The following is an 18,586-nucleotide window of genomic DNA, read 5'->3' on the forward strand; positions in this document are numbered from 1 at the left end:
CCCGGGGGCGTGGATCGCCTGACCTTTTTCACTGCATGGGGTCAAGGCGACTCGCCCGGTCCGGACGGCTTCTCTTGCGCGCGTAGGCCGGTATTTTACCCGACTTGACGACTGCCGACGAGTCGCGCGGGCAAGCGCCGGCAGCGATGTGGGGCGCGAACGCCGGCGGCGCTGTGCTATGTGCGCCTGGCGTCGCGGTTGTGACGGCCCGGCCACGCCTTTACACTCACGCCGGTTTGCGCTCCCCGTGCACGTACGTTTCTCAGGATTGCCCACATGACCGCCGTTTCTACCAACCCTGCCGCCGCCACGCGCAGCCACGCCCTGCGTGCGCTGGTCGCCGCCGTGCTCGGCTACGCCATGGACGGCTTCGATCTGCTGATGCTCGGCTTCATGCTGCCGGCGATCAGCGTCGATTTGCATCTGTCCGGCGCGCAGGCGGGCGCGCTCGTCACCTGGACGCTCGTCGGCGCGGTGATGGGCGGTATCGTGTTCGGGCTGTTGAGCGACCGCTACGGCCGCGTGCGCGTGCTCACGTGGACCATTCTGCTGTTCGCCGTCTTCACCGGCATGTGCGCGCTGGCGCGCGGCTACGGCGACTTGCTCGTCTACCGCACGATCGCGGGCATCGGGCTGGGTGGCGAGTTCGGCATTGGCATGGCGCTCGTCGCCGAGGCATGGCCCGCGCAACTGCGCGCGCGGGCGTCGTCGTATGTCGGGCTCGGCTGGCAGCTGGGCGTGCTTGCCGCGGCGCTGCTCACGCCGCTGCTGCTCCCGCTGATCGGCTGGCGCGGCATGTTCGCCATCGGGCTGCTGCCGGCGGTCGTCTCGTTCGTGGTGCGGCGGCGCGTGGAGGAGCCGAGCTTTTCATCGCACATGCGCAGCGCATGGCCGCTGCCGCCAGGGCCGAGCGCCCCCGCGCCCTGCGCATGCTCGTGGCCGATGCGCGCACCGCGCGCGCGAGCCTCGGGGTAGCCGTGCTCTGTTCGGTGCAGAACTTCGGCTACTACGGGCTCATGATCTGGTTGCCCGCGTACCTTTCGAAGTCTTTCGGCTATTCGCTCACGAAGTCGGGGTTGTGGACCGCCGCGACGGTTGCCGGCATGGCGCTCGGCATCTGGCTTTTCGGCATCGCCGCCGACCGGTTCGGGCGCCGGCCCGCGTTCCTGTTCTATCAGGCGGGCGCCGTGGTCATGGTATTCGTCTATGCGCAGCTTTCCACGCCGTTCGCGCTGCTGATCGGCGGCGCAGCAATGGGCGTGTTCGTCAACGGCATGATCGGCGGCTATGGCGCGCTCATCTCCGAGTTGTATCCGACCGCCGCACGCGCCACCGCGCAAAACGTGCTGTTCAACATCGGCCGCGCCGTAGGCGGCTTCGGGCCGCTCGCCGTGGGCGCGCTGGCCGCGCGCTATTCCTTCACGGCGGCGCTCGGCATGCTCGCCGCCATCTACGTGCTCGACATCCTCGCCACCCTCTTCCTGATTCCCGAACGCCGCGGCGCCATGCTCGAATGAGCAGCGCGCAACCGTAAGACAAAAGCGCGGAAGTATCCCGCAATATCGGCCGCGCGAATTCCCGGTATCAGTCTTTGACCCACGTGGACGCGAACGGCGCCAGGTGTACACTATTCGGCCCTGCTGGAACGCTCGTGCCGTGCGGGCCGGCGGGCCTACGACCATAAAAGATTCTCTCTCACGTCTCTCACCTCTCACGTCCAGGCAGGCCTGAAAATGGATGAACAACTGAAGCAAAGCGCGCTCGCGTATCACCAGAATCCGAGGCCAGGCAAGATCTCGGTCACACCGACCAAACCGCTCTCGAACCAGCTCGATCTTTCGCTTGCTTATTCGCCCGGCGTTGCGGCCGCGTGCATGGCGATTCACGAAGAACCGCTCGATGCGCAGAAATACACCTCGCGCGCCAACCTCGTCGGCGTCGTGACGAACGGCACGGCCGTGCTCGGCCTCGGCAATATCGGCCCGCTCGCGGCCAAGCCGGTGATGGAAGGCAAGGGCTGCCTTTTCAAGAAGTTCGCCGGCATCGACGTGTTCGACATCGAACTCGACGAAACCGACCCGGACAAGCTCGTCGAAGCCATCGCGATGCTCGAGCCCACGCTCGGCGGCATCAACCTCGAAGACATCAAGGCGCCCGAGTGCTTCTACATCGAGAAGAAGCTGCGCGAGCGCATGAAGATACCGGTCTTCCACGATGATCAGCACGGCACGGCCATCATCGCTTCGGCGGCGATTCTCAACGGCCTGAAAGTGGTCGAGAAGAAACTCGATGAAGTGAAGCTCGTGTGCTCGGGCGCGGGCGCAGCGGCGATCGCGTGTCTGGACCTGCTCGTGAATCTCGGTCTGAAGAAAGAGAACATTCTCGTCACCGACTCGAAGGGTGTGATCTACGAAGGCCGCGGCAATCTCGATCCGTCGAAGGCGCGTTACGCCGCCAACACCGAAGCGCGCACGCTCGGCGACGCAATCAAGGCCGCCGACGTGTTCCTCGGCTGCTCGAGCGCAGGCGTGCTCAAGCCCGAGATGGTCAAGGAGATGGGCGACAAACCGCTGATCCTCGCACTCGCGAACCCGGAGCCGGAAATTCGCCCGGAAGACGCGAAGAAGGTGCGCCCGGACGCGATCATCGCCACGGGCCGTTCGGACTATCCGAACCAGGTCAACAACGTGCTGTGCTTCCCGTTCATCTTCCGTGGCGCGCTGGACGTGGGCGCGACGACCATCACCGAAGAGATGAAGCTCGCGTGCGTGCGCGCGATCGCGGAACTCGCCGAGGAAACCGATCAGGGCGACGAAGTGGCGAAGGCCTATGAAGGCCACACGCTCGAGTTCGGCCCGGAATACCTGATTCCGAAGCCTTTCGACCCGCGCCTCATCATCAAGATCGCGCCGGCCGTGGCGCAGGCCGCGATGGATTCGGGCGTGGCCACGCGCCCGATCCAGGACATGGAAGCCTACCGCGAGCAACTGGGCGCGACCGTGTATCGCTCGGGCATGGTGATGCGTCCGGTGTTCGCGGCGGCGAAGGCCAACTGCGCGCGCATCGTGTTCGCCGAAGGTGAGGACGAGCGCGTGCTGCGTGCCGCGCAGTTCGTGCTCAACGAGAAGATCGCCAGGCCCATCATCGTGGGCCGTCCGTCGGTCGTGGAAATGCGCCTGAAGAAGATGGGCTCGAAGCTGCGTCCGGGCGCCGACTTCGAGATCGTCGATCCCGAAGACGATCCGCGCTTCCAGAAGAGCTGGCAGGCGTACCACGAACTCGGTGCGCGTCAGGGCATCACGCCTGAAGTAGCGAAGGCTTCGGTGCGCAAGTTCAACACGCTGATCGGCGCGATTCTCGTGCACCTCGGCGACGCCGACGGCATGGTCTGCGGCCTGCTCAACAGCTTCGACTATCACCTCAAGTTCATCGATCAGGTGTTCGGCAAGGCGAAGGAAGCCGAGAACTACGCCGCGATGAACCTGCTGATGCTGCCGGGCCGCAACATCTTCATCAGCGACACCTACGTGAACGAAGTGCCGAGCGCCGAGCAGCTCGCCGACATGACGATCCTCGCCGCGCGCGAAATCGAGAAGTTCGGCATCACGCCGAAGGTCGCGCTGCTTTCGTCGTCGAACTTCGGCAGCGTGCGTTCGTCGACCGCGCAGCGCATGCAGGCCGCACGCGAGCTGATCGCCGCGCGCGATCCGCAGCTCGAAGTGGACGGCGAAATGCACGGCGACGCGGCGCTCTCCGAGCTGATCCGCAAGCAGTCGTTCCCGGGCACGACGCTCACGGGCGAAGCGAACCTGCTGATCATGCCGAACGTGGAAGCGGCCAACATCGCCTACAACCTGCTGAAGGTGATCGGCGGCGAAGGCGTGACGGTCGGCCCGTTCCTGCTGGGCGCGTCGAAGCCGGTGCACATCCTCACGCCGGCGGCCACCGTGCGACGCATCATCAACATGACGGCGGTGGCTTCGGCGAACGCGAGCGTGGCGAAGGCTGCAGCGAAGTAAATCGCTTTGGCGTGAATCGCCTGATGTGAAAAGGGCGCTCCGTATTGCACGGAGCGCCCTTTGCTTTTACCGCCTCGAATCAGGTGAGCGTCAAGCCGCGTGCCGCGCCGCGCCGTTTTCCGGCGAGCGCCATTTCGCGAGCAACGTGGCCCACTTCGCGCGCGCGGCCTTGAGGTTGTTCTCCTTGATATGGCCGTAACCGCGAATCGCGTCGGGCAGGTTCGCGAGTTCCAGCGCGAGCGGCAGATTCGCCTCGCTCAGACCGCCGATCACTTCGCGCATCAGCGTTTCGTACTCGCCGATCAATGCGCGTTCGTGACGGCGTTCCTCAGTGCGGCCGAATGGGTCGAGCGCCGTGCCGCGCAGGAACCTGAACTTCGCGAGCACGCGCATGGCCGTGAGCATGCGCGGGCCATACTGCTTCTTCACGAGCTGGCCTTTGTCGTCATGCTTCGCGAGCGAGGGCGGCGCGAGATGGAAATTCACCTTCCAGTCGCCTTCGAAGCTCGCCTTGATCTTCTCGATGAACGCCGGGTCCGCGTAGAGGCGCGCGACTTCGTACTCGTCCTTGTACGCCATCAGCTTGTGCAGGTTCTTCGCTACAGCCTCGGTGAGCGGAGACTGGCCGTCGACGTGCTCGAGCTTCGCTTCGGCCTCGCGCACGCTTTCGACGAACGCGCGATAGCGCCGCGCGTATGCCGCGCTCTGATACGCGGCGAGATACTGCGCGCGCTTTTCGATGAGCGTGTCGAGCGCCTTTGGCGTGTGCAGCGAGACGATCTTCGCGCCGGCCGCTTCGGCGTTCTGCTCGGCCATCGGCTTCTTCACGAGCTGATCCACGGCGGCGCGATCGTGCGCCACGCGGCGGCCCCATTCGAACGCCGCGAGATTCTTCTCGACCTGCACCGCGTTCAACTCGATCGCGCGCACGAGCGACTCGTGCGTGAGCGGCAGCCAGCCCTTTTGCCACGCGTAGCCGAGCACGAACGGGTTCGTGTAGATCGCGTCACCGAGCAGCGCGAGCGCGTAGCGGTTCGCATCGACGGTCGCGACGTGGTCCGTGCCCGCCGCGGCGCGCACGTCGGCTTCGGTGTTGGAGCCCGGGAACTGCCACTGCGGATTCTTGATGAACTCGGCGGTCGGCGTGGGCGCGCTGTTGAGCACCACGTGCGTCATGCCTTCCTGCATGCGCGAGACGCAGTCGTCGCCGGCCGTCACGATGGCGTCGCAGCCGATCACGAGGTTCGCCTCGCCCATGGCGATGCGCGTCGCGTGGATGTCGCCGGGGCGGTTGGCGATCTGCACGTGGCTCATCACCGCGCCGCCCTTTTGCGCGAGGCCGGTCACGTCGAGCACGGTCACGCCCTTGGATTCGAGGTGCGCGGCCATGCCGAGCAACGCCCCAATCGTCACCACGCCGGTGCCGCCCACGCCCGTCACGAGCACGCCGTAGGGGCGGTCGATAGCGGGCACGTCGGGCGTCGGGACGGTCGGCATCGCTTCGTTCGCGACGCTGCTCGTCTTCGGCTTGCGCAGCTGGCCGCCTTCCACCGTCACGAAGCTCGGGCAGAAGCCCTTCAGGCACGAGAAGTCCTTGTTGCAGGTGGACTGGTTGATCTGGCGCTTCGTGCCGTATTCCGTATCGAGCGGCTCGACGCTCAGGCAATTCGACTGCACCGAGCAATCGCCGCAGCCTTCGCACACGGCCTCGTTGATGACCACGCGCTTCGCCGGGTCCGGATACGTGCCGCGCTTGCGGCGGCGGCGCTTTTCGGTGGCGCAGGTCTGGTCGTAGATCAGGATCGTCGTGCCGGGAACCTCGCGCAGTTCGCGCTGGATCGCATCGAGCTGGTCGCGGTGGTGGATCGTCACCCCCGGCGCGAGCTTCGTGGCGGGTTCGCCTTCGTACTTTTCGGGTTCGTCGGTGACGATCACGATCTTTGCTGCACCTTCGGCGGCGACCTGATGCGTGATCTGCGGCACCGTGAGCGTGCCGTCGACCGGCTGGCCGCCCGTCATCGCGACCGCATCGTTATAGAGGATCTTGTAGGTGATGTTCGCCTTCGAGGCGATCGCGGCGCGGATGGCGAGCAGGCCCGAGTGGAAGTAGGTGCCATCGCCCAGATTGGCGAACACGTGCTTGTCGTTCGTGAAAGGCGCCTGACCGACCCACGCCACGCCTTCGCCGCCCATCTGGCTGAAGGTGCTCGTACCGCGGTCCATCCACACCGTCATGTAGTGGCAGCCGATGCCGGCCATCGCGCGCGAGCCCTCGGGCACGTTCGTCGATGTGTTGTGCGGGCAGCCCGAGCAGAACCACGGCTTGCGCTCCGCCTGGACGCGCGGCTTCGCGAGCGCCTTTTCCTTGGCCTCGATCACGCTCATGCGCGCCGCGATACGCGCGCGCACGTCCGAGGGCAATTCGAACTTGTCGAGCCGCGTGGAGATCGCTTTGGCGATGATCGCCGGCGACAGCTCGTAGTGCGCGGGCAGGAGCCAGTTGCCCATCGGCACCGACCATTCGCCACCCGCACCGTCCTTTTCGTCGAACTTGCCGTACACGCGCGGACGCTGGGCGTCGGGCCAGTTGTACAGCTCTTCCTTGATCGCGTATTCGAGAATCTGGCGCTTTTCCTCGACCACGAGAATCTCTTCGAGGCCGCGCGCGAAGGCGTGCGCGCCCTGCGCTTCGAGCGGCCACACGCAGCCGACCTTGTAGAGCCGGATACCGATGCGCGAGCAGGTTTCGTCGTCGAGGCCGAGGTCGGTGAGCGCCTGGCGCACATCCAGATACGCCTTGCCGCCCGTGATGATGCCGAAGCGCGCGTGCGGCGAATCGATCTCGATGCGGTCGAGCTTGTTGGCGCGCACATAGGCGAGGCCCGCGTACCACTTGTAGTCGAGCAGACGCGCTTCCTGTACGAGCGGAGGATCGGGCCAGCGGATGTTAAGGCCGCCCTCGGGCATCGCGAAGTCTTCGGGGAGGATGATGTTCGTGCGATGCGGATCGAGCTCGACCGACGCCGACGATTCCACCACGTCGGTCACGCATTTCATTGCGACCCAGAGGCCCGAGTAGCGGCTCATCGCCCAGCCATGCAGGCCGAAGTCGAGATATTCCTGCACGTTCGAGGGGAACAGCACAGGCAGGCCGCAGGCCTTGAAGACGTGCTCCGACTGGTGCGCGAGCGTGGACGATTTGGCCGCATGGTCGTCGCCGGCGAGCACGAGCACACCGCCGTGCGGCGACGAGCCGGCGGAGTTGCCGTGCTTGAACACATCGCCGCTGCGGTCGACGCCCGGGCCCTTGCCGTACCACATCGAAAACACGCCGTCGTATTTCGCGGACGGGTACAGGTTCACCTGCTGCGAGCCCCACACGGCGGTCGCGGCGAGGTCTTCGTTCACGCCTGGCTGAAAGACGATCTGATGCGCGGCGAGGTGCTGCTTCGCCTTCCAGAGGGACTGATCGAGACCGCCGAGTGGCGAACCGCGATAGCCTGAGATGAACCCCGCGGTATTGAGACCGGCGGCCTTGTCGCGCTCCTGCTGCAGCATCGGCAGGCGGACCAGCGCCTGGATGCCGCTCATGTACGCGCGGCCGCGTTCGAGGGTGTATTTATCGTCGAGCGTGACGGAAGCGAGTGCGGCTTCGAGCGAAGCGCGCTGACCTGCGTCTAGCGGGGCATTCATTATGTGTCTTCCTCCATCCAACCAATCCGTTGTGGGATCGCCAGAACTTCAGGGCCTCGGCATCTTGTGAATGCTCTGGCCGGGGTCGCCATATTGGCTTCTTTCTTTCGATAGTAGCACTCGGATAAACCCGCCGCTTCGAGCCTCGGAGCGAAGCGCCGCACTCCGCTGCATGTTTCGGGCCCGCGGCGCCTTGTCGCGCAAGCGGCCTGAAACCCCTGTGTAATAACGGATGTATCGAATTCCTCAGAGGAGTAACAACGTGTAAAACTTGCACTACCTGGGAACCGGACTTGAATATCCTGTCTAACTCCCTCACCTGTGCGAACCGCGCAGCTTCCCTGGCTGTTAACAGTTATTAAAAGGGGCACTACTGCAACAGGCAGTCTAAAAAAGGAGTCCAGCATGAATAATCGACATATCCAGACCTTCCTGACGGTCTCGGCTGCGTTCTTTGCCATGAGCGCGCCGCTGCATTCGAACGCCAGCACAAAGAGCGGCGAGAATGCGACGACCCGATGCGCCCAGTACACGCTGAGCATGAAGGCTGATACGAACGCCATGCCGGCCGCGAAGGCTGAACGAAAATCCTGATGCCGCGCTGATCCGCGCAGTATTCCATTCACCCGAATCCGGCGCCGGGGTGTGCGGCGACGGATTCAAAAGTCAAAAAGGGCGAAGATCGTGCGATCTTTCGCCCTTTTTGTTTGGCTTTGGCCGAAATTACTGATGCGAATGCGTCATGCCTTGTCCTGCACCACGCCCCGGCGGATCTGATCGAGTTCGATCGATTCGAACAGCGCCTTGAAGTTGCCCTCGCCGAAGCCCTGGTTGCCCTTGCGCTGGATGATCTCGAAGAAGATCGGTCCGATCTGGTTTTCCGTGAAGATCTGCAGCAGCAAGTCTTCGGGCATGCCGTCGATCAGGATCTTGCGCTTCTTGAGTTCTTCGAGCGGCTCGGCGTGGCCCGGAATGCGGCGGTTTACGAGCTCGTAGTACGTGTCGATCGTGTCGAGCAGCGCGATTTCGCTGGCGCGCAGGCCGTCCACGGTGCGGTAGATGTCGTTCGTGCCGAGCGCGATGTGCTGGATGCCTTCGCCGTGATAGGCGTCGAGATATTCCTGGATCTGGCCTGCCGTCTCGCCGCCTTCCTCGTTGATCGGGATGCGGATCTTGCCGCAGGGCGAGGTCATCGCCTTCGACTTCACGCCGGTGACCTTGCCTTCGATGTCGAAGTAGCGGATTTCGCGGAAGTTGAAGAGGCGCTCGTAGAACTCGGCCCATTCGTTCATGCGGCCGCGATGGACGTTGTGCGTGAGGTGGTCGATATAGGTGAGGCCGTGGCCGACCGGGTTCTGCTCGGCGCCCGCGATCGGCTCGAAGTCGACGTCATAGATGCTGATGTCGCCAATGCTGCCCGGCGCCGCGCCGTTCTTGCCGCGCCAGCGGTCGACGAAATAGATCAGCGAGTCGCCAATGCCCTTGATGGCCGGAATGTTCAGCTCCATCGGGCCGGTCTTGTTGTCGAAGCCCCACGCGCCAAGTTCGAGCGCGTGCTTGTAGGCCTTGGCGGCGTCCTGCACGCGGAAGGCGATCGCGCAGATCGACGGGCCGTGCAAACGCGCAAAGCGCTGGGCGAACGAGTCGGGTTCGCCGTTGACGATGAAGTTGATATCGCCCTGACGATAGAGCGTCACGTCCTTGTGGCGATGGCGCGCGATGGCCGTGAAACCCATGCGTTCGAACAGTTTGCCGAGCGCCTTGGGGTCCGGCGCGGTGTATTCGATGAATTCGAAGCCGTCGGTGCCGACGGGGTTCTCCCAGTTGGGGACCTGCATGGTTGTCTCCTGGCTGATGTAGATCAGATTTCGTGCTGCACAGTGTAGTCCGCCGTATTGGGAGAAAACTTGCGAGTTGGGTCGCATTGCTATCGATCTACGCTATAAACTGCCTTAAATGAGTGTTGAGAAGGCAGAAAATGGCAAGTATCGAATTGGACGCGATCGACAGGCGCATTCTGGCAATCCTTCAGGAGAATGGCCGTCTCTCGAACCAGGAGATCGCCGAGCGCGTGAATCTCTCGCCCAGCCCGTGTTTGCGGCGCATCCGGCGGCTGGAGGAAAGCGGCGTGATCCGCAGCTACGTGGCGCTGCTCGATGCGCAGAAGCTGGGGCTCGACCTGCTCGCCTACGTGAACGTGCGGCTGGAAAAGCGCGGGCCGACGGCGGCGGGGCGCGAAGGCGTGACGCACGCCGAGCTGTTTCGTGCGGCGGTGCAGACCTGGCCGGAGGTGGTGGCCTGCCACGCGATGACGGGCGACATGGATTTTCTGCTGCGCGTGCAGGTGGAGGATATGGCGCACTTCTCGCGCTTCGTGCAGGACCAGTTGCTGCACCATCCTTCGGTGATCGACGTGAAGTCCAGCTTTTCGCTCGACACGTTCAAGGAAACGACGGCTTTGCCGATCCGCTGACTGCGCGGTGCCGTGCAGCAGACGCAAAAAAAGCGGCCGAGGCCGCTTTTTCAATGCATCAGTCTGTCCCGAAGGGCAGGAGTCACGCGGCGACAGCCTGCGGCAGGATCGTTTCCATCAGCTTGCTGGCCTGGCGCGCCTGACGCTTGAGCGCGTAGTCGAACACGGCGGCTTGTTCCTGGAGCATTTCGGCGATGATGCTGCTCTGGTCGGCCGGTTCGAGCGAGAGATAAGCGTCGGCTTCGCCATACGCGTACTCGATCTTCATGCCCGACTTCTTCGCGATGTGCATCATCGTCGAGTTGCGCGACAGGCAGTGCATGTAGAGCGTGGTGACGTGCGTGTTGCGGCTGCGGATGGCGGCGCGCTCGAACAGCTTCGAGCCGATGCCCTGGCCGCGCGCGCTTTCCTGCACGGACACGCCGAACTCGGCCGTGCGGCCGTTGCCGTCCGCCGGCAGGTAGGCCAGATGGCCGACGCCAACGAGTTGCAACTGGTGGTCGAACACGCCGAACACGGTGTCGCGCGTGAAATCCATCGAGCGCACGTACTTTTCGATCACGTGGTCCGGCGCGGCCTGGCCGAAGCGCAGCAGGCGGTCGTCGCTGTCGAGCGAGAGAAAGTGCGCGAGCAGGCGTTCGCGGTCTGCCGAGGTGAGCACTCGCACCATGACGGGCGCATGACCGGACGTCAGCGGACGAGCGGACGACATGATCGGCACGTTGGCGTGGGTCGAAAGCGGGTTCATGATGGGTTCTCCTTGGAATGCATGCCGCATGATGCAGCGCAAAACGCATTCTAGCGGAAACCCTGGGTGCGCTCTAGGGAAAACCCGGAGTGCAAATTTGAGTGTTGCGCCTAATTAATAAAAATATGAGCGCAAGCGACTGATTATTAACGTTTATTCTGAATGAGTCGTTTGACTGGTCAACTGTTGTCCTGACGCATCATGTCGCGTTGCAGCAATCTGGCCCGAAAAGTTCTATCGCCCGGAGCACCGTCCCAAGCCACCTTCAGGCGCCCTTCAGACCGTGATCGACCATGGCGATCACCTGCTCGGCGAAGTCGCGATATCCCATGCGGCCGCCGGGTTTGAGCCACGTAAACGTCCAGTTGATCATGCCGAACACCATCATCGTCAGCGCAGTCTGGTTTTCGATCGTGACGTGGCCCGGATACGCGCGCGCGAGTTGGCGCGTAAATGCGGCGACCACGTCGCGCTGGCGGTTCAGGATGATCTCGCGCTGGGCGTCCACGAGGTATTTGACGTCGTTCAGGAGCGCCACGTGGCGGCTGTGCGAGGTTTCGTACTCGGCGAGAAACGCGCGAATCAGCTCCGCGAAGCTCTCGCGCTCGTCGTGACCGCGCCGCTGGCTCGCGCCTTCGACCTCCGCGATGATCAGCATGAGCCGCTTGGTGTAGCGATCGAGCAGGTCGAAGAGGATCGCTTCCTTGCTCTCGTAATAGTGATAGAGCCGCGCCTTCGAGGTGCCGCTGGCGGCCGCGAGATCCGACATCGAGGTGCTCGGGTAGCTCGTCTGCGCAAATTTGGCGGCGGCGAGCTCGAGGATCTGGTCGCGTTGGGTTTCGTGGTCGGGCGCTCGGGTGCGTGCCATGGGAATTCAGCGGGGGAGGGAAAGGTGCGCGGCGGTTTGCGGCAGCGGCGGACGCGCGGCGCGCGCGGCAGCGGCGAGCGGGGCGCAGGCGGCGCACATATCGTCGCGCAGGCGCAGTTCTTCGGCCGCGCACAACTCGCGCAGGCGCCACAGCACGACGGGCTCGCCAACCGTGAAGCCGGCGCCGCCACGCGTGAGCGCTGCGCCGAGCACGTCGCTGGCGAGCCAGGAAGCGTCCGCCGGACGGTCTTCCAGGGCGTCGAGCACGTCGAGGATCATGGCGTCGAGGTCGCTCCACGTGCCGCTCGTAAAGGTGTTGTCGCGCCAGCGGCGCGTCTCGCCATTGGCGAACTTGGCTTCCTGCCACTCCAGCGCGAGACGCGTGATGCGCAGGACCGAGATCGGCGCGGCGTCCGGCAAGCGCGCCTCGATGCGGGCTGCGGCGTTCGGGCCCGAAATTTCGTCGGCAGTCAGACGCACTTCATTCAGGCGCTGCGGGACGTCGCGCAAGCGGTAGCAGACCCGCCGCAACGCGAGCTGGTGGGCGGCGTCGTGCGTGTGCCAGAACACCACGTGGGAATCGTCGGCTTCGAGCTCACCCAGCGCCGCACAGTCGTCGTGGGCGAGGGTTGGCGGCGCATCGCTCAGGCGCTCCCAGAAGGCGGCGCGTTGCGCGACGCCTGGGTCGCCCGCCACGTCGATGTCGCGCAACGGACCGACCGTCAGGTCGTCGCGCAGGGCGATCACGCGGTCCGGACGGCCTGCCGCTTCGAGAGCCTGTCGTAGCGCCGTCACGGCCGGCTCGCCGTAAATGAGGTGAATCGTGGTCATCGACAACTCGTTGCGTTCACGCTGAACGCCCTGTAAGCCCGAAAGCACGCAAATAACAAAAGGAGCCGCCCGCGGGTGTTGCAGCGCTGCGCTGCAACACCCGCGGGCGGCCCCTAGTGTAAGCGGATCGCCTGCGGGCCGAAAGCGTGCTGTTGCTCTAACGCCTTAACGTTCGTCGAAACTCACGACCACACGCTCGCTCACCGGATGGCACTGGCAGGTGAGCACGAAGCCGTCCTTCACCTCCTGCTCCTCGAGCGTGTAGTTCTTGTCCATCTTCACTTCGCCTTCGAGCACCTTGGCGCGGCAGGTGCAGCACACGCCGCCCTTGCACGCGTAAGGCAGCGCCAGACCCGCCTTCAGGCCGACGTCGAGCAGGCTTACGCCCTCGTATGGCAGGCGCATCTTGCGCTTCTTGCCGTCGATGACGATTTCGAGGTCGGCCGCCGGCGTGTTTTCGGTGATCTCGACGTTCGGCACGCCCGCCTGCGGCAGCGGCGAGCCGAAGCGCTCCACGTGCACCTTCTGCGGCGGTACGCCCGCGTCCTTGAACGCGGCTTCGGCGGCGTCCATCATCGGGCCGGGGCCGCAGATGAAGGCTTCGTCGATCTCGTCGGCGGGCAAGAGCGTTTCGAGGAACGCCGCGCACTTGGCCTGATCGAGCACGCCGTTGAAGAGCTCGACGTCCTGCAGGTCGTCCGAGAGCACGTGATAGAGGCGGAAGCGGCTCATGAAGCGGTTCTTCAGGTCTTCCAGTTCCTCGGCGAACATGATCGAGTCGACGCTGCGGTTGCCGTACACGAGCGTGAACGCGCTGCGCGGCTCCGTTTCTAGCGTCGTCTTGATGATCGCGAGCACGGGCGTGATGCCCGAACCGCCCGAGAACGCCACGTAGTGCTTGCCGTGCTCGGCATTCAGGTGCGTGAAAAAGCGGCCATCGGGCGTCATCACGTCGATCTCGTGGCCGGGCGCGAGCTGATCGAACGCGAAGTTCGAAAAACGCCCGCCGCGCACGCGCTTGATGCCGATGCGCAGCTCCCCATCGCGGTCGTAGTCGGTGACGCCCACGCAGATCGAGTACGAACGACGCGTTTCTTCGCCATCGATGTGCGTCTTGAGCGTCACGAACTGCCCCTGGGTGAAGCGAAACGCCTCGCGCAGCTCGGGCGGGACTTCGAAAGCGACAGAGACCGCGTCCGCGGTTTCGGGCCGCACTTCGCGGATGCGCAGCGAATGGAATTGCGGAGTGGCCATATCAGTACGGTTTGAAGTAGTCGAAGGGTTCGCGGCAGTCGATGCAGCGGTAGAGCGCCTTGCACGCAGTCGAGCCGAACTGCGCGAGGCGTTCGGTGTGCTGCGAGCCGCAGTGCGGGCAGGCGGGCGCGGGCAACGGCTTCGGTTTCGCGATGAAGGTGATCGGCTGTTCGGCCGATCGAGGCGCGGAGCCGCAGTTGCCCGTGGGCGGCGCGATGCCATAGGCGCGCAGCTTCTCGCGCGCTTCGTCGGTGATCCAGTCGGTGGTCCACGCGGGCGTGAGGGTCATCGCGATGCGGTAGGGCGCGAGCGCGGCGGCGTCGAGCGCGTGCGCGACGTCCTCCGCGATCTGCGACATCGCCGGGCAGCCGGAGTAGGTGGGCGTGATGACCACTTCGATCTGGCCGTCGTCGGCGCGGCGCACGTCGCGCAGAATGCCCAGTTCGCGGATCGACACGACCGGAATCTCCGGATCGGGCACCGATTCCAGCACTTCCCAGGCGCGTTCGAGCGCGTGATCTGCCGTTGCTTGCATCGTGACTTCCTCTGTTCCTGCGGGGGTGCTTACCAGCGCGCGTCGGGGTGCTGGCGCGCGAGGCTCTGCATCTCGGCCAGCACGAAACCCATGTGCTCCGAGTGCTCGCCGTGCTTGCCGGTCGTGACGTGCAACACCGGCGCGGGCATGGCGAGCGTGGCTTCTTCGAGCGCGGCTTCCACGTCGGTGCGCCACGCCGCTTCGAACTGTGCGGCGAGCGGCGCGATGCCGGCTTCGGCCACGGCCGTTTCCACGGCATCGGTGCTGAAGAATTCCCGCGTGTACGGCATCAGCCAGTCGATGGCGGCCTGGGCGCGGCGGTGCGATTCGTCGGTGCCGTCGCCGAAACGGATCAGCCACTCGCGCGCATGGTGCACGTGGTAGCGCGTTTCCTTGATCGAGCGCTCGGCGATCGCGGCCAGTTGCGGGTCGGCGGAGCGCAGCAGCGCGGTCCACAGATGCCCCATCAGCGTGGCGTAGAGGAAATTGCGCACGATCGTCACGGCGTAGTCGTTGGCCGAATGCGTCGTGCCGGCGAGCGGGCCGAAGTGCGGCAGTTCTGCGAGCGTGTAGTTCGCGAACTCGCGCTCGGCGCGGAAGTAGGCGTAGTCGTCCTCCGTGCGCTCGCGGCCGGTGAGGGCCTTTTCGAGCGTGGCGGCATGCGTGTAGAGCAGGCGCGCCTGACCGATCAGGTCGAGGCTCATGTTGGCGAGCGCGATGTCTTCTTCGAGGATCGGGCCGTGGCCGCACCATTCCGTGTTGCGCTGACCGAGGATCAGCGCTGTATCGGCGAGGCGCAGCACGTACGCGAGTTGTTCAGGCGTGGGCGTCGTCATGTTGCGCTCTTACATGTGGTTGACTTCGTCGGGCAGCGTGTAGAACGTCGGGTGGCGATAGATCTTGTCGCCGGCCGGCTCGAAGAGCTCGGCCTTTTCGTTCGGATCCGATGCCGTAATTGCCGACGACGGCACCACCCAGATGCTCACGCCTTCCTGGCGGCGCGTGTAGACGTCGCGCGCCATGCGCAGCGCCATCGAGGCGTCGGAGGCGTGCAGGCTGCCACAGTGCTTGTGGTCGAGGCCCTGCTTGCTACGCACGAACACTTCCCAGATCGGCCATTCCTTGTTCATCGTGGATCTCCTTCCTTCCTGATTCATGTATGAGGTGTGCTCAAGCTGCGTGCTTTTCGGCGCGCTGACGTTGCTTTTCGGCGTGGGCGAGGGCGGCTTCGCGCACCCAAGCGCCTTCGTTGTGTGCCTTCACGCGCGTGCCGAGACGCTCGCGGTTGCACGGGCCGTCGCCGTTCACGACGCGCCAGAATTCTTCCCAGTCGATCGTGCCGTAGTCGTAGTGGCCGCGCGCTTCGTTCCATTTCAGATCGGGATCGGGCAGCGTGACGCCCAGCACCTTGGCCTGCTCGACCGTCGCATCGACGAACTTCTGGCGCAGATCGTCGTTCGAAATGCGCTTGATACCCCATTTGGCGGACTGGTTGCTGTGGACCGAGTCGGCGTCGCTCGGGCCGAACATCATCAGCACCGGCCACCACCAGCGGTTCACGGACTGCTGAACGAGTTCGCGCTGCGCTTCGGTGCCGCTCATCATGGCGAGCAGCGCATCGAAGCCCTGACGCTGGTGGAACGACTCTTCCTTGCAGATGCGGATCATGGCGCGCGCGTACGGGCCATACGTGCAGCGGCACAGCGGGATCTGGTTCATGATCGCCGCGCCGTCCACGAGCCAGCCGATCACGCCGACATCGGCCCACGTGGGCGTCGGGTAATTGAAAATGCTCGAATACTTGGCCTTGCCGGCGTGCAGGGCGTCGACGAGCTGGTCGCGCGAAACGCCGAGCGTTTCCGCCGCGCTATACAGATAGAGGCCGTGGCCTGCTTCGTCCTGCACCTTGGCGAGCAGGATCGCCTTGCGCTTGAGGCTAGGCGCGCGCGAGATCCAGTTGCCTTCCGGCAGCATGCCGACGACTTCCGAGTGCGCATGCTGCGAGATCTGGCGCACGAGCGTCTTGCGATAGGCTTCGGGCATCCAGTTCTGCGGCTCGATCTTGCCGTCGGCGGCCATGATGGCGTCGAACTGCGCCTGCTCCGGCGAGGTTGCGTCCGCGTCGAGCAGAGCAACGTTGCCGGGGATGTCGAGGGATTGCGTGTACATGGAGACGCTCTCGTCGAAGTTGGGTATGTCGCGCAGTATAAACCAACCGACCGGTCGGTAAATGAATTTTTTGAGGTAGGGCAAAGAAATTCAGGCCTACCGCTGAGTTTTAGTGGGGTAGCAGCAGGAATGCCTGGGATTTGTTGGTGCGGGCGGCTTGTGCATGGGTTTTCGCGTGGTTTCGTGCGCTGGATTGTCAGGTGGATGGAAGGCTGCGCAACGGGCCATGGGGCACAATGGCCCTTTGCCTGCGCACTCGTTCACGGATGAAGATTTCTTTTGCTCCCCTCGCGGCCGCGGCCGCTTTGTTCATTTCGCTGGGCGCCACGTCTCCGGCATTCGCGGATCAAGCCCCGAGCCCCTGGGTCACGAGCTGGGCGACGGCGCTGCAGTCGATTCCCGAGCGCGACGCGCTCCCTGCGCTGTACCGTGCGCCCGAGGTGGCCGGACGTACCGTTCGCCAGATCGTGTATCCGACGCTGGGCGGCACGGTCGCGCGGGTGCATGTGAGCAACCTCTATGGGCGCACGCCGCTCGTGATCGAGGCGATGGCGATTGCACCGTCGGCCGGCGGCGCGGCGGCGAGCGAGGCGGGCACGGTGCACGTGACCTTCGGCGGGCGGGCGTCGGTGTCGGTGCCGCCCGGGGCGGCGCTCGATAGCGATCCGGTCCAGATCGATCTGAAGGCGCACGCGCCATACGCGATCAGCTCCTATATGGGAGCCGAGCAAAAGATGGTTGCGTGGCACCGCGTGGCGAGCCAGGTGAATTACGTCTCTCGTCCGGGCAATCACGTCGCCGATCCGTCGATTGGCGCGTTCACCCAGCGCTTTACGCAGTACGCGTGGGTGACGGGGCTGGCGGTCGAGGCGCCGGGGGCGTCGACAGTCGCGGCGATCGGCGATTCCATTACCGATGGCATGCGTTCCTCGCTCAACCAGAACCGTCGCTGGCCGGACGCGTTGGCGCGCCGCATCGCCCAGTCGCAGCGCACGGATCTCGCCGTGATCGATCTCGGGATCAGCGGCAACCGGCTGCTGAGCGATTCGCCTTGCTATGGCGAGGCGCTCGAGCGGCGCTTTGGCCGCGACGCGCTCGGCCATCCGGGCGTGAAGACCGTGGTGCTGCTCATCGGCATCAACGACATCAACTTCCAGGCGATGCCGGCGCGATCGGGCCTCGACTGCGACTTTCCTCATACGCACGTGGACGCGAACGACCTGATCGCGGGCTACCGCCGCGTGATCGCGCAGGCACATGGGCGCGGCGTGCGCATTTTCGGCGCGACGCTCACGCCGGCTTCACTGCCGCCGGAGCGCGAGGCGATCCGCACGGCGGCGAACCAGTGGATTCGGACGAGCGGGGCGTTCGACGGCGTGGTCGACTTCGATGCCGCGCTGCGGGACCCGGCAGATCCGGCGCGACTGCGTTACGGCTATGACAGTGGCGACCACATCCACCCAAGCGATGCGGGCTACGCGGCGATGGCGAATGCGGTGCCGCTGGAGGTCCTTACCCGGAAGTGAGGAATATTTTCGCCACCCCCTTGCACAGTGCCGGCGGGGGCGATAAGATTCGCCCCCTTCGCAGTTCGATGTCTCCGACGTCAGGGCAGCGAAGGCCGCCGCGGAAACCGGCGGACGCAGGAGTCAGCAAGCTTTTTCAAGCGGTGAGCGAAAAAAAGGGGTTGACGAAGCGGAAAAGATTCTTCATAATCTCGTTTCTCTGCTGCTGACGCAGCAACGCAGAAAGAAGCCGGTAGTTGAGCAGTTTTAACGGCGCTTTCGCGATCGATCTTTAAAAATTTACAGCCGATAAGTGTGGGCGCTTGATGCGGTGGCGACCCGATAGTGTTCTTCGGAGCGGTATCGGGAGCAGCAAAAGTATCAAGAGTCTCACACTAAAGTAAGTCAGGTTTTTGAATTTATTCAGAACCTGTCAGCTTTGAGTGAGCGACCGGTCTCGAGAGAGACCGAAAACAGTAACAGGTATTGAA

General features: G+C 64.4%; 14 protein-coding genes and 1 pseudogene. 5 read left to right on the top strand and 10 right to left on the bottom strand.

Features of this window, described 5'->3' with window-relative positions; genetic code table 11:
- Positions 1–276 precede the first annotated feature (276 nt).
- Both AB4Y43_RS05625 and AB4Y43_RS05630 read left to right on the top strand, forming a co-directional pair.
- Positions 277–1,517, top strand: a pseudogene (locus AB4Y43_RS05625) (MFS transporter).
- A gap of 216 nt (positions 1,518–1,733) precedes the next feature.
- Positions 1,734–4,019: an NADP-dependent malic enzyme gene (locus tag AB4Y43_RS05630; protein WP_368727188.1), complete on the top strand. Its 2,286-nt coding sequence runs from the start codon at positions 1,734–1,736 to the stop codon at positions 4,017–4,019.
- Between the two features lie 90 nt (positions 4,020–4,109).
- Here the strand turns inward: AB4Y43_RS05630 and AB4Y43_RS05635 are convergent, their stop codons facing one another.
- The gene (locus AB4Y43_RS05635) at positions 4,110–7,712 is read right to left on the bottom strand and encodes an indolepyruvate ferredoxin oxidoreductase family protein (RefSeq protein ID WP_368727189.1); all 3,603 of its coding nucleotides are present in this window, start codon (positions 7,710–7,712) and stop codon (positions 4,110–4,112) included.
- A 405-nt stretch (positions 7,713–8,117) separates the two neighbouring features.
- On the opposite strand from AB4Y43_RS05635, the gene AB4Y43_RS05640 reads away from it, so the two are divergent.
- Positions 8,118–8,306 (top strand): hypothetical protein, encoded by a 189-nt coding sequence (locus tag AB4Y43_RS05640; protein WP_028203437.1) that lies wholly within the window; start codon positions 8,118–8,120, stop codon positions 8,304–8,306.
- Between the two features lie 146 nt (positions 8,307–8,452).
- Here the strand turns inward: AB4Y43_RS05640 and hppD are convergent, their stop codons facing one another.
- Positions 8,453–9,550: a 4-hydroxyphenylpyruvate dioxygenase gene (hppD, locus tag AB4Y43_RS05645; protein ID WP_368727190.1), complete on the bottom strand. Its 1,098-nt coding sequence runs from the start codon at positions 9,548–9,550 to the stop codon at positions 8,453–8,455.
- A 140-nt stretch (positions 9,551–9,690) separates the two neighbouring features.
- Between hppD and AB4Y43_RS05650 the strand changes: the two genes are divergently transcribed.
- Positions 9,691–10,185, top strand: a complete 495-nt coding sequence (locus AB4Y43_RS05650) for an Lrp/AsnC family transcriptional regulator (protein ID WP_028203439.1) — start codon at positions 9,691–9,693, stop codon at positions 10,183–10,185.
- Between the two features lie 82 nt (positions 10,186–10,267).
- On the opposite strand, the gene AB4Y43_RS05655 is transcribed toward AB4Y43_RS05650, so the two are convergent.
- From AB4Y43_RS05655 to paaA, 8 genes are all read right to left on the bottom strand, one after another.
- On the bottom strand, positions 10,268–10,933 hold the full coding sequence (locus tag AB4Y43_RS05655; RefSeq protein ID WP_342949239.1) for a GNAT family N-acetyltransferase: 666 nt from the start codon (positions 10,931–10,933) through the stop codon (positions 10,268–10,270).
- A 265-nt stretch (positions 10,934–11,198) separates the two neighbouring features.
- The gene (locus tag AB4Y43_RS05660; protein WP_342949240.1) at positions 11,199–11,801 is read right to left on the bottom strand and encodes a TetR/AcrR family transcriptional regulator; all 603 of its coding nucleotides are present in this window, start codon (positions 11,799–11,801) and stop codon (positions 11,199–11,201) included.
- 6 nt (positions 11,802–11,807) lie between these two features.
- Positions 11,808–12,632: a DUF1835 domain-containing protein gene (locus AB4Y43_RS05665; RefSeq protein WP_368727191.1), complete on the bottom strand. Its 825-nt coding sequence runs from the start codon at positions 12,630–12,632 to the stop codon at positions 11,808–11,810.
- Positions 12,633–12,797: 165 nt separating this feature from the next.
- Positions 12,798–13,886: a 1,2-phenylacetyl-CoA epoxidase subunit PaaE gene (gene paaE, locus AB4Y43_RS05670; RefSeq protein WP_069264219.1), complete on the bottom strand. Its 1,089-nt coding sequence runs from the start codon at positions 13,884–13,886 to the stop codon at positions 12,798–12,800.
- Between the two features lies 1 nt (position 13,887).
- Positions 13,888–14,421: a 1,2-phenylacetyl-CoA epoxidase subunit PaaD gene (gene paaD / locus AB4Y43_RS05675; protein ID WP_368727192.1), complete on the bottom strand. Its 534-nt coding sequence runs from the start codon at positions 14,419–14,421 to the stop codon at positions 13,888–13,890.
- A 29-nt stretch (positions 14,422–14,450) separates the two neighbouring features.
- Positions 14,451–15,257 carry a 1,2-phenylacetyl-CoA epoxidase subunit PaaC gene (gene paaC / locus AB4Y43_RS05680; RefSeq protein WP_069264213.1) on the bottom strand — a complete coding sequence of 269 codons (807 nt, stop codon included), beginning with the start codon at positions 15,255–15,257 and terminating at the stop codon, positions 14,451–14,453.
- 9 nt (positions 15,258–15,266) lie between these two features.
- A complete protein-coding gene (paaB, locus tag AB4Y43_RS05685) occupies positions 15,267–15,551 on the bottom strand; it encodes a 1,2-phenylacetyl-CoA epoxidase subunit PaaB (RefSeq protein ID WP_028203445.1) in 285 nt (94 codons plus the stop codon).
- Between the two features lie 40 nt (positions 15,552–15,591).
- The gene (gene paaA, locus AB4Y43_RS05690; protein WP_368727193.1) at positions 15,592–16,590 is read right to left on the bottom strand and encodes a 1,2-phenylacetyl-CoA epoxidase subunit PaaA; all 999 of its coding nucleotides are present in this window, start codon (positions 16,588–16,590) and stop codon (positions 15,592–15,594) included.
- 266 nt (positions 16,591–16,856) lie between these two features.
- On the opposite strand from paaA, the gene AB4Y43_RS05695 reads away from it, so the two are divergent.
- Complete coding sequence (locus AB4Y43_RS05695) at positions 16,857–18,116, top strand: SGNH/GDSL hydrolase family protein (protein ID WP_368727194.1); 1,260 nt, start codon at positions 16,857–16,859, stop codon at positions 18,114–18,116.
- The last annotated feature ends 470 nt before the right edge of the window (positions 18,117–18,586 follow it).

It is taken from the genome of Paraburkholderia sp. BR10872, from assembly GCF_040965835.1.
Classification (GTDB): Bacteria; Pseudomonadota; Gammaproteobacteria; order Burkholderiales; family Burkholderiaceae; genus Paraburkholderia; species Paraburkholderia nodosa_A.